This is a genomic window from Candidatus Binatia bacterium, assembly GCA_036504975.1.
Taxonomy (GTDB): domain Bacteria; phylum Desulfobacterota; class Binatia; order UBA9968; family UBA9968; genus JAJPJQ01.
On sequence record DASXUF010000037.1, the window covers coordinates 1 to 15729 of the forward strand.

The window sequence follows — 15729 nt, forward strand, 5'->3', positions numbered from 1 at the left end:
TTGTCCACGCTGGCCGGTTCTATGCGTGGTTCGTGTAACGAGGCTGCAAAGTTCGCTCTATGCTACGGCCCGATGGAATTGCTAGCCCTACTCCGGCAAGGGCGTTTACATTCGAGCTTTCACCTCCTGGGTCACCCCTTAAGGGGGTGTCGAGTATCACTACGCGGGCAAACAACCAATTCCCGCGACCGGACTTTCACCGGCTAGACAAGTAACCGTATAGGCTGCATACGAAGAACACGAAGGAAAGAGTGAATCTTGCCGCAAAGAACGCAAAATAGGAAAAAAGACTTCTTCGTGACCTTCGTGCGCTTCGTGGTGAGAAAGTATTTTGTGACATTCGCCCGTGCTTGAGCGCCGGGAGCTATACCAACCATTGGTAGGACGGGAAATTTTAAATGCGCGACAGCGACGTCGATCTCTATACCTTTGAGCGCCTGCGCGACGAATTCGGACCCTTCGCCGCAGGCGAAGCAGCCGATGGGCTGGGCCGGGCTGAGAGAGAGCTGATCGGGGTTCGCTATCGGGAGATGCTCGGGGAACTCACCAAGATCGTCGGCTACCAGTGGAAGGAACACGTCGAGCGGAGCGCGCTGAAAGGTTTCCTGTTTCATGGCGGCGTAGGGGTCGGCAAGACGGCGATGGCCAAGCGGATGACCTACGAGTTGTGTCGCAAATTCGGCGACAACGGCATGGCCGATCGCCGCAAAGATGAGGTCGTGATGGTCCTGGTCGATGGTGGGGACATCGCGCGCGGAAGATACGGCGACACCGAAGAGCAGCTCCGCGAAATTTTCAAGTACGCGCGCGATGGGCAAAGCGGCGCGCATCATCGACACGACGACCCCAAGCATCGAACGGTCATTTTGTTCGACGACGTCGAATCGCTGTTCTTGAACCGTAGCGCTTCCGGCGCGAAAGAATGGCACTTTAGCCAGAACTCGATCTTCTTCCATAGCATCGACGATCTCGATACCGCGCATACCGCCGTCGTCCTGACAACGAACCGGATCGACCTGCTCGATGAAGCCATCGTGGACCGTTTCCTGAGCTATGAGTTCGAGGTGCCGCCTGTTTCAGTTCTGGAGCAGGTCGCACGCGACAAGGGCGCGCTGCAGGGCCTCCAGGAGAGCGCGCTGCAGCCCATACTGGACGTCGTACGCACCGCCGGAGCGATAAAAAGCATTCGCGAAATTGAGCGCATGGTGATGCGGGCCTATGTCGACAAGCTGTTGAAAGCCCCTTGAATGGCCCGGCCAAGCGCGGTTTGCGTTGCGGCCGAGGCGACGAGAAAAACTTGGATTACCGATTCAAAAAAAGATCACTCGCGCGAAGGCGCAAAGTACGCCAAGGTTTCTCAAATCCCCCTCTTTCCCCCTTTGTCAAAGGGGGATGAAAGGGGGATTTCTTTGCGCTCTTGGCGTCTTGGCGCGATAAACTTTGTTCAAGCGGTTCTGTTGATTCCGACTGAATTAAAAGAGGAGGCTTGATCCCAATGAAGTACAGCAGCGACGAACGAATTGACACGTACGACGCCTGGCAGCAGTCGCAGAAGATTCCGGTCAACCGGGGTTTTTTTATCGAGGATCTACGCAAAGTGGAGGTTGCGCCCTGGGATCTCAAAGGGGGTTTGGGGGCGTTTATCAACCTCGACGGCACTGGCGGGACCAATGACGGCTACGTGTGCGAAATCCCCCCAGGATCAAAGTTGAAACCTCAAAAACATCTCTACGAAGAGATGGTCTATATTCTCGACGGCCACGGTGCGACCACCGTATGGCAGAAAACCGGCAGGAAGCACACCTTCGAGTGGCACCCCGGAAGCCTGTTCGCGATTCCCTTAAACGCCTACTACCAACACTTCAACGGCCAGGGGAGCGCTCCCGTAAGGTACTTTGCCGTCACCAACGCGCCTTTCATCATGAACCTCTATCACAACCTCGATTTCATTTTCGACAACGACTTCACCTTCGCCGACCGCTTTCCGCCCGAAGAGGAAGACTATTTCAGCGGCAACGGCCAGGTCTGGGGACTCAAGATGTCGGTCAACTTCGTGCCCAACACACGGGACATGCCGCTCCAGGTATGGAACGAGCGCGGCGCCGGCGGCAGGCACGTCAACTTCGACCTTGCCGGCAACGTCATGGGCTCGCACATCTCGGAATTCCCCGTTGGTCGTTATAAGAAAGCTCATCGCCATGGCCCTGGAGCGCACGTCACGATTCTCAGCGGTCAAGGCTATTCCCTGCTCTGGTCGGAAAGCGGAGAGACGATCCGAGTGGACTGGAAACCCGGCAGCGTGGTGGTCCCGCCCAACCAGTGGTTTCACCAGCACTTCAACTCCGGCGGCGCTCCCGCTCGCTACCTGGCGCTGCGCTGGAATAGCTGGCGCTACAACCTTGCCGCCCTCGGTGAGGACAGACCGGTTGAGGTAAGCGTCAAAGACGGCGGCACGCAGATCGAGTACGAAGACGAGGATCCGAAGATTCACGAGATCTTCGAGTCCTGTCTCAACAAAGTCGGCGCTCCTTGCCGCATGGGCTCTATGGTTTCCTGGTGCACGCAAAAAGGAGTGGAATAAGTCCGCACCGGCGTCCGGTCTGAGATGCTGCGGATCCGGGAAAGTGAATGCCATGACGGAGCGCAACGCGGGTTTCGCGATCTGGATCGTGGGCCTCGCGAGCGCGGGGAAAAGCACACTGGCCCTTCTGCTCGAAGAGCGGCTCAGCCGCGAAGGCTATCCGGCGGTCGTGTTGGAGCCTTCGAGTGGGAAAGAGCTTTGGACCCGAATGCTCAAGGAGCTGGGCTTCGGGAGAGAAGGCAAAAATCAAATCACTCGCCGGCTGAGTTACATGGCCAAGCTTATTACTCGAGTCGGCGGGATAGCCATCGTGCCCTGGATCTCGCCCGAACAATGGACCCGAGAGGAGGCGCGAAAGGAGATCGGCCGCTTCGTCGAAGTTTTTGTTGATTGTCCGATCGAGCTCTGCGCTCAGCGCGACGACCGCGGCTTCTACGCTGCGGCCAGGGAGCGGGTCACTGACCTTGCGGGAGTCCACGAACCGTTTGAGCCGCCGCTCAATCCGGAGGTGACGCTCCACTCGGACAGGCAAACTCTGGAGGAAGAGGTAGCTGTGGTGATGGGGCGGCTGAAAAGCTTGGGGTACCTCCCTTAACTCCTCTCAGCGTTGGGGAAAAAACGGGGACAGCCTGTCCCTATCCTCCCAGAACGAATAGAGAAGACTCTGTGCCGTTGAACGTTGGAACCTTGCCTATCGCCACTGCGCTTGTTAGGATGCCTCTATCATAAGATGACGAACGCGGCTATGGCCAAGCCTGAAAGTTCATTCAGTAAACTCACCTACGAGGATTATGTCCTCTTTCCTGACGATGGGAGGCGCCATGAAATCGTCGAAGGAGACCATACCGTGACGCCGGCGCCCAAGACGAAGCATCAGAGGGTGTCATTCAACCTTGCTTTGGCCATCGGCTCATTCGTTAAGCAGCGCAATCTCGGTTTGGTTTTCGCCGCTCCCAGCGATGTGATTTTGTCCGACGAAAACGTCGTCCAACCCGATCTCCTGTTCGTGACCCAAAAAAGATCCGAGATTGTCACCGAAGACAACATCCGCGGCGCTCCCGATCTTATCGTCGAGATTGTTTCCGAGACCACACGGAAGCGGGACGAGCAGACGAAGCGAAAGCTCTACGAACGCTACGGGGTGCGCGAATACTGGATCGTCGATCCCGAACTCGAGACCGTAAGGGTCTTCAGGCGTAAAGAGCAGGTTTACGCCCCGCCGGTGGAGTTCACCAGGGGGAAAACCGCCACGCTGAGCACCGATCTTCTTCCCGAATTCCGGCTCTCCCTTAGCGAGCTTTTCTCATAGGGATCAGAAAGGGTTTGGGAGTCTGTGTGCTACGAACGCAACTATCGCTTTAGCGATGGTAGCGGTGCTTTACTCATGATGAGGGTAGGTCCCTCGAAGTCGGCGTGCAGGCGCAGACTTCAAACCACCGGAAGCGGCGTGGACTAAGAGTCTTCGTCGTGAGCGTTGCCGGAAAAGGCGGAATGTAATCCGTCAGGTAAGAATCAAGAAGACGAACGCAAGTGAACCGCTGATGAAGTGTCGAAAGAACGAAAGCGGCGTCGAAACCGGGATCGAGACTCTGTCCCGCGAAGGAAGTGGAGGATGACCTGTTTACCGCTCCACTGGCGTCCGGCATGAAGGCGGCGTGATTTTGATTCAGGCGTGGGTGAGGAACGTAGGAACCTGTCGCTCCGATGCAAAGGGAGAAGCGCAAGCGGGCAGCCCCCGCAAGCGCCGGAGTACCGAGGCGGGGCACAGGGACGGAGTCGCTCGTAGTAGGGAGGAAGGTTCTGTAATGGGACCGGACCGAAGGGGCGTCGTCGTCAGGTGTTATCGGGCGGGCAACTCGCGAGAGGAGGACTCGCATGGATAACACCAAACCGTTTTGTATTTCCAAACGTGAAGTTTGGGAAGCGTACAAACGGGTAAAAGCAAACCAGGGAGCAGCGGGAGTCGACGGGCAGTCGATTGAGCAGTTCGAAGAGGATTTGGAAAATAATCTCTATCGGCTGTGGAATCGAATGTGCTCCGGCAGTTACTTCCCGCCGCCGGTGCGCCGGGTAGACATCCCGAAGGGCGATGGACAGACGCGACCGCTCGGCATACCGACGGTCTCAGATCGCATCGCCCAGATGGTGGTCCAGCGATACCTTGAGCCGATTGTGGAGCCGCTGTTCCATGACGACTCGTATGGTTATCGAGCCGGCCGGTCAGCGCATCAGGCACTATCGGTGGCGCGCCAGCGTTGCTGGCGTTACGACTGGGTGCTTGGACGATTTCACGCTTCGGCACTCCGTCGCGCACTGCGCACACTGGATGATTTCCTGGTGCGGTGGGCGCAACGCAAATACAAGAGATTCCGTGCGCACAAGAAGCGAGCATGGCAATGGTTGTGGCGGGTCCGCGCCCGCCAGCCTGACCTGTTTGCGCATTGGGCGCTGGCGTCAACGGTTGGACGATAGGAGCCCGGATGAATCGAGAGGTTCACGTCCGGTTCTGGGAGGGCCTGGCGGTGAAATCCCGCCGGGCTACTCAACTTTCAAGGGCGGGAAGAACTCCCGACCCCAATCACCTTCGCTTCGGGATGCCGTAGCGTGCCCAATCCTGAGCGACGCTCGCCGCGGCCTCGGCCGAAGGCGCGCAGACGGGCGCAAAATTTTTGGCGTCGTAGCGCGTGGCGTCGATAATCATTTTCGCGGTCAGCGGCGGGCGCTTTGGCTCCCCTCGCGGCAGAGATGGATCGAGGATGATGCCGGGCAACTCGCTTAAAATCTCGACGTCTCGATTGGGCTGAACGCGGGTTGCCACGGCCCATTCCACCTGCGTGGGGTCCGTAGGATCAATGTCGTCATCGACGACGATCACTTGTTTGATTCCCCGGCCCGCTGTTGTTCCGAGCACGGCCAGGCCCACATACTTGCCGAACCCTTCGTAGGGTTTCTCGACCGCAACGACGGCGTGAAGCGCTCCGCCGCCGCCGGGGCTCATGTGCGCGCGCTTGAGGCCCGGCAGCGCGATCTGGCGGATGAGTTCCGCCTCCCGCGGCACCGCCACGATCACGCCTGATCCGGACGGCGGCTGCCCTTCATAAACGGCGTGAAGAATCGGGCGCTTCCTATGTGTGATCGCCTTTACGCGGATGACCGGGCGCGGCGCGCGATGGCCGCCGTAGTATCCGGTAAATTCCCCGAAGGGGCCCTCTTCGCGTAAAACGCCAGGCAAAATCTCCCCTTCGATGACGATCTCGGCGGCGGCGGGCACTTCCAATGGAATCGTCTTACAACGAACCAGCTCTAACGGTCTCCCGCGCAGCGCGCCCGCGACCGCCAGCTCGTCTCTGCCGTAGGGGACCGGCGCCACGGCGGCCATCGGCACCACCGGATCGGCGCCGAGAACGATCGCTACCGGAAAAGGTTCCTTAGGTCTCTTACTCCATTGGTGTCTCAGGTGCCCATAGGGCTCCACGAGGATACCGAGAGTGTTGCGGTCGTGGACCTGGTTGCGGTAGACGCCGACGTTGCGGACTTGAGTTTCCGGGTCTTTACTAATGTGGCAGGCGAGCGTGAGATACGGTCCGCCGTCGAGCTGATTCCATACGGGCACGGGAAGTTTGGTCAGATCGATTTCGTCGCCGACGCATACATGCTGCTGGCACGCGCCGCGCTCCGCGATCACCGGCGGGAGCGGGTTGGCGGTGCGGCGGTTCCACTCCGAGGCCAATGCCTCAGGCGCTACACCTAGAGCCAGAGCGTAGCGCCGGCGCGAAGCCAAAAGATCGACCGCCAGAAATTCCTCCCGGCCTCTGGGGCATTCGAACAGCAAACCCGGACCGTGATTGCGCAGATTGCGCAGGCAGATTGCGCCGACTTCCTGGTCGAGCGCTGCGGGAACTTTGACCCTTGCCAGCTCGCCTTCGCCTTCAAGACGCTGGAGGAAGCTTCTTAAATCGTACGCGAGACCGGACGCGCCCATGAAAACTCCCAGTCCGAATTATTCACCACCGAAGATCTGTTACGGCTACTTTCTCCCTTGGCGCCCTTGCGCGAAAGACCCTCTCCCTCACCCTCTCCCGCACGCGGGAGAGGGAAGGGGTGAGGGTAAAAGTCCGTCATTCCCGAATGCTCCTATCGGGAATCCAGACGAAATCATGACTGGACCCCCGACCCATTCGACGTGGCTCAGGGTCGTGGTGAGCACAGTCGAACCACGATAAAAACATTCGGGGGTGACAACTTTGGGGTCAATTCTCATGTATATTTTTTGCTACCTATTGAGCTTGTTGCAGCGGATTCAGACGCTCTTCAAGCGGATTCCGTAACCGGCCCATTCCCGCTCCACCTTCGCCATGGCCTCGGCCGAGGGCGAACAGACCGGCGGAAAGGTTTTTGCATCGTAGCGGGTGGCATCGATGATCATTTTGGAAGTTCGCGACGGACCGGCTTGCTCCGCCTTGGGTAAAGACGGATCGAGTAGGATCCCGGTAAGCTCCGTTAGAATTTCGACGTCGCGATTCGCCTGCACGCGCGTGGCAATCGCCCACTCGACCTGAATCGGGTCGAAGGGATCGATATCGGCATCCACGATGACCACTCTCTTGACGTAGCGGCCGGCGACGCTGCCGAGCACGGCGAGTCCGACGTACTTGCCGAATCCCTCGTAGGGTTTCTCCACGGCGACGACGGCGTGAAGCGCGCCCCCGGCCGGGGCGCTCACGTGAATCTTTTTGATCCCCGGAAACGTGATCTGGCGCATCAGCTCCGCTTCGCGCGGCACGCCGGTCAAAAATCCGGACTCGTTCGGCTGCATTCCTTCATAGCTCGCCTGGAGAATAGGGTTGTCCCGGTAGGTGATCGCCTTGACGCGGATCACCGGGCGCGGCGCGCGGTGACCGCCGTAGTGTCCCGTGAATTCGCCAAAAGGCCCTTCCTCGCGCAGCTCATCCGGCGAGATCTCTCCTTCAATGACGATTTCGGCCGAGGCGGGAACCTCCAGCGGAATCGTTTTGCAACGAACGAGCTCCAGCGGCTTTCCTCGTAGCGCACCGGCAATCGCCAGCTCGTCGGTGCCCAAAGGCAACGGCGCCGGTGCAGTCATGACCACGGTCGGGTCAGCCCCGATTGCGATCGCAACCGGGAACGGCTCACCCGGGGCCTTGTTGCGCTGCAGGTTCAGGTGGGTATACGGGGCCGCGAGAATTCCCAATGTCTGCCGGTCATGGAGCTGATTGCGGTACAGTCCGACGTTGCGCGCTTTCGTGACCGGGTCTTTGGTAATATGGCATGACAGAGTGAGATAAGGTCCGCCGTCGAGCTCGTTCCAGATCGGCACCGGAAGAATCGTCAAGTCCACTTCCTTGCCCAGCCGCACGTTCTGCTGGCAGGCCCCGCGCTCTACCACCACTGGAGGCAAGGGATGACTTGCGCGCCGGCTCCACTCCGCGGCCAACTCCTCGGGCTCGACCTCGAGCGCCAGCGCATAACGCCGCCGGGACGCCAGCAGGTCGACGGCCAAAGGGATAGCGCCCGCACCGGGGTGCTCGAACAGAAGGCCCGGTCCGTTGGCGCGTAGATTGCGCAGGCAGACGGCCCCGATCTCCTGGTTCAAGCTCACCGGAACTCGAACCCGCGCGAGTTCTCCGGCCTGTTCCAACGCCTGTAGATAACTCCTCAAGTCGGTAATACGGGCAGTCTCCATTTTTATCCTTTACAGGTCTCCAGATACAAAACAGTCTCCGAAATCAGCCTAAGACTTCCGATAACCACGGCTGAAAAATTTTTCCCTTTGAAAAACGATCTTTACCACAAGTCCACGTCAAGACACGGCGCGTCTGGGACACATAGCCCTTCTGTGACCCCTCTTGGAAAAGAGGGGCCAGGGGAGATTTTCTCTCTCAGCATAAAATCAAATCCCCCTTTGATCCCCCTTTTACAAAGGGGGAAACCATAACTGCAAACGATTCTGCCGCGCGATATTTCACGAAACTCATAGACACACAGGAGATGAATCCTCAGCGTTGCCCGCCGATGCCGACCCTTCCCCCCACAACGTGCGCGATCAAAGCAATGACAATCACGACGAGCGAGGTTAGAAACGCGACGACGGATCCCCGCTCAAACTGTCCTCCAAAGGCATAATCGAGCGCGAGCAGCGCCATCGTTCGCGATTGACTGGAGCCCAGGAGCACGATCGTGCTGATATCGCGCGCGGCGGATATGAAGCCCAGCAGTCCCACCACGATCAACGTCGGCGTGAGCAGCGGGACCAGGACTCGACGGTAGCACTGAAACCACGAGCCGCCGGAAATTCGCGCCGCCTCCTCCAGCTCGGGCCCAAGCTGCAAGAGCACGCTCTTGGCTACCTGGACGCCGAAAGGCATGCTCTTGATGAAAAGCGCTATGATCAGAAGATAAACGGAGCCGTAGAGGAATAAAAGCACTCTCGTCGCGAAAACCGTCCACAGCAACGCCAACCCCATCAGGATGCCGGGGATCGCCCAGGGAAGCCACGAGAGGAAGTCCAATACCGCCTTTCCGGCAAAGTGCCTGCGCACGACCACGTGGGCGATCAGCAAGTAAAAGACCGCTCCGCTGAGCGCGGTTCCGAGGCCCACAACGAGCGTGTTCCACAGCGACTTCAAAAGATTCGGATCACCGAGCACCCTCTGCCAGTTTTCCAAAGTCCATGGGCGGGGAATATCGAAATAGCCGAAAGCGCGCATAAAAGTTCCCATGGCCAACACGATCATAGGCACCAGCGTGACGGTGAACGCAATCACAGCAACCAGCGTAAAAATGGGCCAGCGCCAGCGGCCCAGAGTCGTCGGATTGGTGCTGAACCCCCGTCCGGTCACCGTGCGATAGAAACGCTGGCCGATGTAGCGCCGCTGCAGGGCGACGAGCAGCAAAAGGACGACTAAAAAAATACTTCCGAGCGCGGTTGCGGGGGCGTATTCCGGAGGCTCATAGGCGACCAGATCGCGGATCTTGGTCGAGTAGACGAACAGGCCGATGGGAACTCCCAACAGAAGCTCGATCTCAAAAGCTTCCATGGACCGGATCAACCCCAATATCGTGGAGACCAATATCGCGGGCATCATGAGCGGGATAACAACTCGAATCAGGGCAACGACGGGGTTGGCTCCGCAACTGCGCGCGCTTTCTTCGAGGCTGGCGTCGAGGTTGCGAAACGCCGGCGCCAAGAGCAGCACTTTCACTCCGAGAGTAGTCGTCATATGGACCCAGACGATCCCCCAGTAGGAGTAGACGTTGAAGACCGGTCCGGAGATAAACGGTAGTGCGTCGAGCCATTGGTTGATCAATCCGAACTTTCCGTCCAGAAGCAAAATCCACCCCAGCGCAACCGGCAACGGGGGAAGAAAAAACGATATCCAGAACATGAACTCCAGAGATTTCTTCCACGGCAGGTCGGTCCGGGCGATGAGCCAGGAGAGAACGACGCCAATTACCAGCGCGATGGACTGCCGGACAACGGCCAGCGACAGGGTGTTCCATAACGCGTCGCGGATCGAAGGATCGGTGAAGGCCCGCCGCCAACCCCTGAGGCCATAGACCGGAACCTCTCCGGGCCTGGCCAGCTGAAAACTTCCTACCAACAACAAAAGCAGCGGCGTCAACACGAGAAAGGCGACCATTGCGAAAAGCAGGGCGATGAAAAGCGTCGACGGCTCGATGGCCAGCGCTTTGCGCCGCAGAGTTTGACCGGCGGTTGTGAGGTAAGCCATAAAGTAACGTCGTAGTTTTTTGGACGCTTGCCCCCTCTCCTTTATCCTCTCCCCCGACAACGGGGGAGAGGGAAGGGTGAGGGGGAAACGCCACAATCAGTTCGCCGAAGTCGCTGTTTCAGTCTCGGTGGGCGCGAGCGCTTTGTCAGCCGCCCAAACCCGCAGGTGCTCCGCCGGCAAATGGAGCCCGACGGCGCGCCCGACCTTCGTCGCGCGGTCGCGTGGAACCGTGAGCGTGTAAAAGCGTTCGCCGATGCGGAGGACCAGCTCAAATTCCCTGCCGAGATGAAGCACGTTTTCAACATCGCACCGGATAACGTTGGGGCGATCTCCCGCCTCGTCTTTCTCAAGTCTCACGTCTTCCGGACGAATCGCGACCAGAACCTTTTTGCCGATGTCGACCGCATCGGCGCTTTCCGGAATGCGGATCTGAACATGGCTCAGTCCGTCAACCTCTACGATGTGGCAATTCTGGTGCTTTTCCGTGATCGTCCCCTTGAAGCGCAGGATGCGTCCCAAGAAATCCTCTGCGAAGGGCGTCTGTGGATTCTCGTAAACCTCCTGGGGCGTTCCTATCTGCTCGATGCGTCCTTGATTCATGAGCGCCAGCCGCGTCGAAAGCGACATGGCCTCGATCTGATCATGCGTGACGAAGAGCACCGTGACCGAAATTCGCTGCTGCAGCCGCTTGAGCTCGATCCGCATCTGTTCGCGCAGCTTGGCGTCCAAATTACTTAGCGGCTCATCCAAGAGAAGAATGCTCGGCGAGTAGACCAGCGCCCGTGCCAGCGAAACCCGTTGTTGCTGTCCGCCGCTCAGCAGGATCGCGGGGCGGTCGGAGAATCCCCCGAGTCCTACGAGCTCGAGCGTCTCCTCCACACGCTGCTTGATCTCCTGGCGGTTGAAATGCCTCACGCGAAGCGGGAAGGCCACGTTCTCGGAGACGGTCATGTGCGGCCAGATCGCGTAGGATTGAAACACCATGCCGATGTCGCGTTTTTCGGGCGCGACATGGATTCCCTTATTCGTGGAGACCACTACGCGGCCCGCGATCTCCACCTCGCCGCTATTGGGTTTTTCAAAGCCCGCCACCACCCGGAGCGTCGTCGTCTTGCCGCAGCCGCTGGGTCCAAGGAGAGTCACCACTTCTCCTTGCTCGACTTTAAACGAAACATCATCCACGGCGGTAACCTTGCCGAACGATTTGACAAGATTCCGCACTTCGAGAAAAGTCTGACTCATGGGTTCCCGAACGCCTCGTCCAGCAATGGGAAAAGACTGTCCTTAACTTGCATGGCTGCTTTCGTGTAAGTTTTGATCGCCCCGGGCAACGGCACCCTCCAGGGCTCGGCATGATCGCTGGGGACGTCCAATCGACTGCTCACGTAACCATTGGCGCGAGCGAATATGGTTTGTCCTTCTTTAGTCAACAACCAATTGATATAAATCTTGGCCGCGTTGGGATGGGGCGCCTTGTTGAACAACGCGAGCGCCCCATTGGCCGGGCTGACGTCCGTTCCTTCTTTTAGCTGCCGGGCGTCCACGATCGCGATCGGCACTCCTTGTCTCGCCCGGGCGAGCGCCACGAAGTCAGCCGTCCCGATAAGAACCGGATAACGGCCCTGGCCAATGGCGTCCACTTCCTGCGCGAAGTCCTTCAGGATTGTGATCTGTTGCTTGCCCAGCGCGCGAATGAAATCCGGGCCGAGGTCCGGGTGAAGATAGAAGAAGGTGAAAGTCGCCTGACCCGGGCCGGCCCTTCGAGGATCGTCCAAGATCATTTTTCCCTTCCATTTGGGATCGAGAAGGTCTTTGTGCGACTTGAACTCCTTCGCATTCACGAGCTTGGGATTGTAAAAAATCGTGCCCCGCTGGAAGGGAGTCATCGTCAGGAGCGTCCTGCTCGGGTCGAGAAATTCCATCGCCCCGCCGCGCCACGTTTTGGGATCTTTGACGTCGGGCAGAATCAGCGCCGGCTCCAAAGGATCGAATGCCCCGGCTGGAATCATCGATTCGAGCCCGGTCGTGGTGCCGTGGACGAAAACATCCCAGAGATAACGGCCCGCCCTACGTTCAGCGAGAACCCTGGGAGGAACTTCCCGGCCTAAGGCGCCGAATAATTCGACTTGAATGCCGTATTTTGATTGGAAAGCCAGCGTCAGAGCATCGCGTATTGAGGCCGTCACGTCGGCGATCACAGCCACTGTACCTTCCTTCTTCGCCGCCGCCAGCGTGCGATCCCAATCCGACTGCCAGTCCGCCCGGGCGCTCACGATGTCGAATGCAACTAAAAGGACTGCGATGCCGAAAATCTTTGCTTTGAAACCGGTGCGGCATTTCACGACGTACGCCTTAATTTCGCCTGCTCTATCGGGCCTCGAATCAGGCAACATATATATGCGTTCAACGGAGTGTGTCAAGCTAAGTTGCGCTTTCGCAAGCGAAAGTGTCATCTAGGGCACTCGATGAGGAGTGTGCAGCGCGAGCCATGAGGGTCGCAGGATCGGCAGGAGACCTCTGACTATCTGGATAGCGGACAAGAGCGGCAAAGGCTAACGCGGAAGAACCGTATTCAAGAACGCAACGACTTCGCTCCTTAGGTTCACGTAGCGCTCCAGATGGCTGTCCAGGTACTGCACGCCCTCTTTCGGGATGAGATATTCGGCGACGTGATCCCGCGGCACATCCTGCCTCAGACTGGCGAACCCGATGGCTTTGCTCCATTCCGTCTGGCCTGGTTTCGAGAGCAGATAATCGATGTAGACCTTGAGGGCATTCGGATGCGGCGGGTTTCGGGGCACCGAGATCGCACCGTTCCCGGCGGTGGTCAAAGCGCCTTCCTGCAGCGCTTCGGGATTGAACTGTCTCACCGGTAATCCCTTGCCTATCCACTCCTTCGTCAACACTTCGCTCGGTCCGATGGCAATCGGATACTTCCGCTGCCCGACGAAGTCGAGGAGCTGGCGGTCGTCGCGGCTAATTGCGATGTCCTGAGAGCCAAAGAGTTGTCGAATGAACTCCTTGCCCAATTTCGGGTTGGCATACCAGAAAGTGGCGATCGCCAGACCGCCTCCCGCCAGGCGCGGGTCGCGCGCAGCCAGCCTGCCCTTCCACTTTGACGCGAGCAAGTCTTTCCATGCCTTGATCTCTTTGGTCGAGACCATCGTCGGATTATAGATGAAGGGAGGCAGAATATAGACGCTCATCACAAGATTGTACTGTCCCGCCTCGTCGGCGAAATTGAATTTCTTGTTGAGCCACACCGAAGCGTCCTGGGCGTTCGGCCCAGCGAGAAAAGGCTGGATCGGGATGACGGCCTTGACCGACATCAGCCCGGTGATGACGGTCGTGGTGCCCTGAACCAGCAGGTCGACCGAGTAGCGCTCGGATTTTTGCTCGGCGAGCAACCTTGGCGGAAGCTGGGCGCCCGCGGCGCCGCTGTGCTCGACTTGGATCTCCGGATACTTTCGCTGAAATCCTTCAGTAAGAGCTTCGCGCGTTTCCGTCCCCTGGGGGCCGATCACCACGACCTTGCCTTCGCGTTTTGCGGCCGCGACAACTTCGGCCCACTCGGCCTGCCAGGCGGACGTGGCGAAGCTGAAGATCGATAACGTGGCGACAAACGACGCGATCCATGCGCGCTTCATCATTTAAATTCTCCGGGTTAATTGCTTGCGCACAACGACACGAAACGCCGTTGGCAGCCTATAAGATTTTTTCTCGCCGCTGTCAAGCATCGGAAGGGTTGACGGCACTCTTGTCCAAATCTCCCCTGGCCCCTCTTTTTCAAAGAGGGGAAATTCTTCATTGTGCGTAAATTCCCCCTTTGAAAAAGGGGGATTAAGGGGGATTTCTTTAGCGAGGAAAAATAAACGACACGAGGACCTGGACTTGGAAAATTCAAAAAACACGAAAGTAAGACAACTAAGTCGTACTCTGTAATGGAAGTAGTAGCTATTTTGGAAAGCAAACGGTTGACGGCAATTTGTTTCGCGTGTTAATCCCTAAGGCGCAAAGGGGCGAGGTGAGATGAAAACAAGAGTTGTCGGTCGCAAACTGTATCGGGTCGAGGGAGAGAGCAAGGTTACGGGGAGCTGCCTTTATTCAGCCGACATCATGCGCCCGGACGCGCTCTGGGCTGGTTTTCTCCGCAGCCCTTTCGCCCATGCGCGGGTCTTGAAGATCGACACGAGTCGCGCCCAAAGACTCCCCGGCGTCAAAGCCGTGATCACTGGCAAAGACGTCTCGCCGCGCCTCGAGGGCGTCTCCTTGCTGGATAAGCCCGTGTTGGCGCAAGATCGCGTGCGCTATGTCGGCGAGAAGGTCGCAGCCATAGCCGCCGTCGACAAAGAAACTGTAGAGGAAGCTTTGGAACTCGTTGAAGTCGAGTATGAAGAGCTGCCGGCGGTGTTCGATCCTCTGGAGGCGATGAACCCCGCTGCGCCGCTTTTGCACCCGGATTATGCGAGCTATCAAGGGCCGAACAAAACCGACGGGCTCAGAAATGTGCGTTCGCGGGTAGAGTCTTCCAAGGGAGACGTGGAACAGGGATTCTCGGAATCGGCTGAGATCTTTGAAAACACCTTCCGCACTCACGCGGTGCATCAGGGCTTCATCGAACCCAGAGCGGGGCTGGTGGAGATCGACGGTCGGGGACGAGTCGGGATTTGGCAATGCCACCAGTCGCCGTTCGGCATCCGCCGCTGGCTCGCCGCGCACGCGGACATTCCCGAAGAGATGATCGTGGTTCACCCGATGTCGACCGGCGGTTCGTTCGGCGGCAAACAGGGAGCGGAAGACATCATCGTCACGTACTACCTGGCGCGCGCGACGCGGCGAGCGGTAAAGTTCGTCGCGAGCTACCAGGAGGAGCTGCAGGACGGCCAGCCGCGCCACGCGGCGGTGATCACCTTGCGCACCGGCGTGAAAAAAGACGGCACGCTATGGGCCTGGGATGCCCAGGTCCGCTACAACGGCGGGGCTTATGGCGCGCGCACGCCCCAGAACCGCATGAACGGAACGTTCATGGCCGCCGGCACCTATCGCACTCCGCACGTCCGAATGACCGGGTTTATTGTCTATACCAACCAGGTGCCGTCCGGTTATTTTCGCGCGCCCGGCGAGGTACAGACGCTTTTTGCCGCAGAGAGCCACATGGACGAAATGGCGCGGTCCCTCGGTATCGACCCTCTAGAATTTCGGCTGCGGAACGCTCTCCGGGAAGGTGATACGAAACCTAACGGAGAACCCATGCGTGATCCGCACGCGCTCGACGTGTTGAAGCGTATTGGCCGCCTTTCCCAGTGGCGCAGAGGCAAACGGAAAGCAACGAATGACAGTGAAGGATTCGTCCGTGGCCGGGGAATCGCGTTCGCCGATCGTCACATCGGCATAGGA

The 15729-nt window shown here is 58.5% G+C and carries 12 protein-coding genes and 1 pseudogene; 7 read left to right on the forward strand and 6 right to left on the reverse strand.

What is annotated here, in order from left to right:
• Positions 1 to 398 precede the first annotated feature (398 nt).
• From VGL70_05190 to VGL70_05215, 6 genes and pseudogenes are all read left to right on the forward strand, one after another.
• Positions 399 to 1247: an ATP-binding protein gene (locus tag VGL70_05190; GenBank protein HEY3302915.1), complete on the forward strand. Its 849-nt coding sequence runs from the start codon at positions 399 to 401 to the stop codon at positions 1245 to 1247.
• Entirely contained in the window at positions 1248 to 1490 is a 243-nt protein-coding gene (locus tag VGL70_05195) for a hypothetical protein (GenBank protein HEY3302916.1), read from the forward strand.
• A gap of 5 nt (positions 1491 to 1495) precedes the next feature.
• Entirely contained in the window at positions 1496 to 2581 is a 1086-nt protein-coding gene (locus VGL70_05200; GenBank protein HEY3302917.1) for an ethanolamine ammonia lyase-activating protein, read from the forward strand.
• A gap of 52 nt (positions 2582 to 2633) precedes the next feature.
• Entirely contained in the window at positions 2634 to 3176 is a 543-nt protein-coding gene (gene cysC / locus VGL70_05205) for an adenylyl-sulfate kinase (GenBank protein ID HEY3302918.1), read from the forward strand.
• A gap of 135 nt (positions 3177 to 3311) precedes the next feature.
• Positions 3312 to 3890, forward strand: a complete 579-nt coding sequence (locus VGL70_05210; protein ID HEY3302919.1) for a Uma2 family endonuclease — start codon at positions 3312 to 3314, stop codon at positions 3888 to 3890.
• Between the two features lie 566 nt (positions 3891 to 4456).
• Positions 4457 to 4861: pseudogene (locus VGL70_05215) on the forward strand (reverse transcriptase domain-containing protein).
• Positions 4862 to 5159: 298 nt separating this feature from the next.
• Here the strand turns inward: VGL70_05215 and VGL70_05220 are convergent.
• The 6 genes from VGL70_05220 to VGL70_05245 all read right to left on the reverse strand — a co-directional run bounded on the left by VGL70_05220 (position 5160) and on the right by VGL70_05245 (position 13982).
• Complete coding sequence (locus VGL70_05220) at positions 5160 to 6563, reverse strand: UbiD family decarboxylase (GenBank protein ID HEY3302920.1); 1404 nt, start codon at positions 6561 to 6563, stop codon at positions 5160 to 5162.
• Between the two features lie 318 nt (positions 6564 to 6881).
• Positions 6882 to 8285, reverse strand: coding sequence for a UbiD family decarboxylase (locus VGL70_05225; protein HEY3302921.1), 1404 nt, complete (start codon positions 8283 to 8285; stop codon positions 6882 to 6884).
• A gap of 313 nt (positions 8286 to 8598) precedes the next feature.
• Complete coding sequence (locus VGL70_05230) at positions 8599 to 10332, reverse strand: iron ABC transporter permease (GenBank protein HEY3302922.1); 1734 nt, start codon at positions 10330 to 10332, stop codon at positions 8599 to 8601.
• A 96-nt stretch (positions 10333 to 10428) separates the two neighbouring features.
• Positions 10429 to 11574 (reverse strand): ABC transporter ATP-binding protein, encoded by a 1146-nt coding sequence (locus VGL70_05235; protein HEY3302923.1) that lies wholly within the window; start codon positions 11572 to 11574, stop codon positions 10429 to 10431.
• Positions 11571 to 12674, reverse strand: coding sequence for an extracellular solute-binding protein (locus tag VGL70_05240; protein ID HEY3302924.1), 1104 nt, complete (start codon positions 12672 to 12674; stop codon positions 11571 to 11573). Before VGL70_05240 ends, VGL70_05235 begins: the two co-directional genes overlap by 4 nt.
• Positions 12675 to 12884: 210 nt before the next feature.
• A complete protein-coding gene (locus VGL70_05245; GenBank protein HEY3302925.1) occupies positions 12885 to 13982 on the reverse strand; it encodes an extracellular solute-binding protein in 1098 nt (365 codons plus the stop codon).
• 379 nt (positions 13983 to 14361) lie between these two features.
• On the opposite strand from VGL70_05245, the gene VGL70_05250 reads away from it, so the two are divergent.
• The coding region (locus VGL70_05250) for a molybdopterin cofactor-binding domain-containing protein (GenBank protein ID HEY3302926.1) at positions 14362 to 15729 on the forward strand (1368 nt) is incomplete at its 3' end.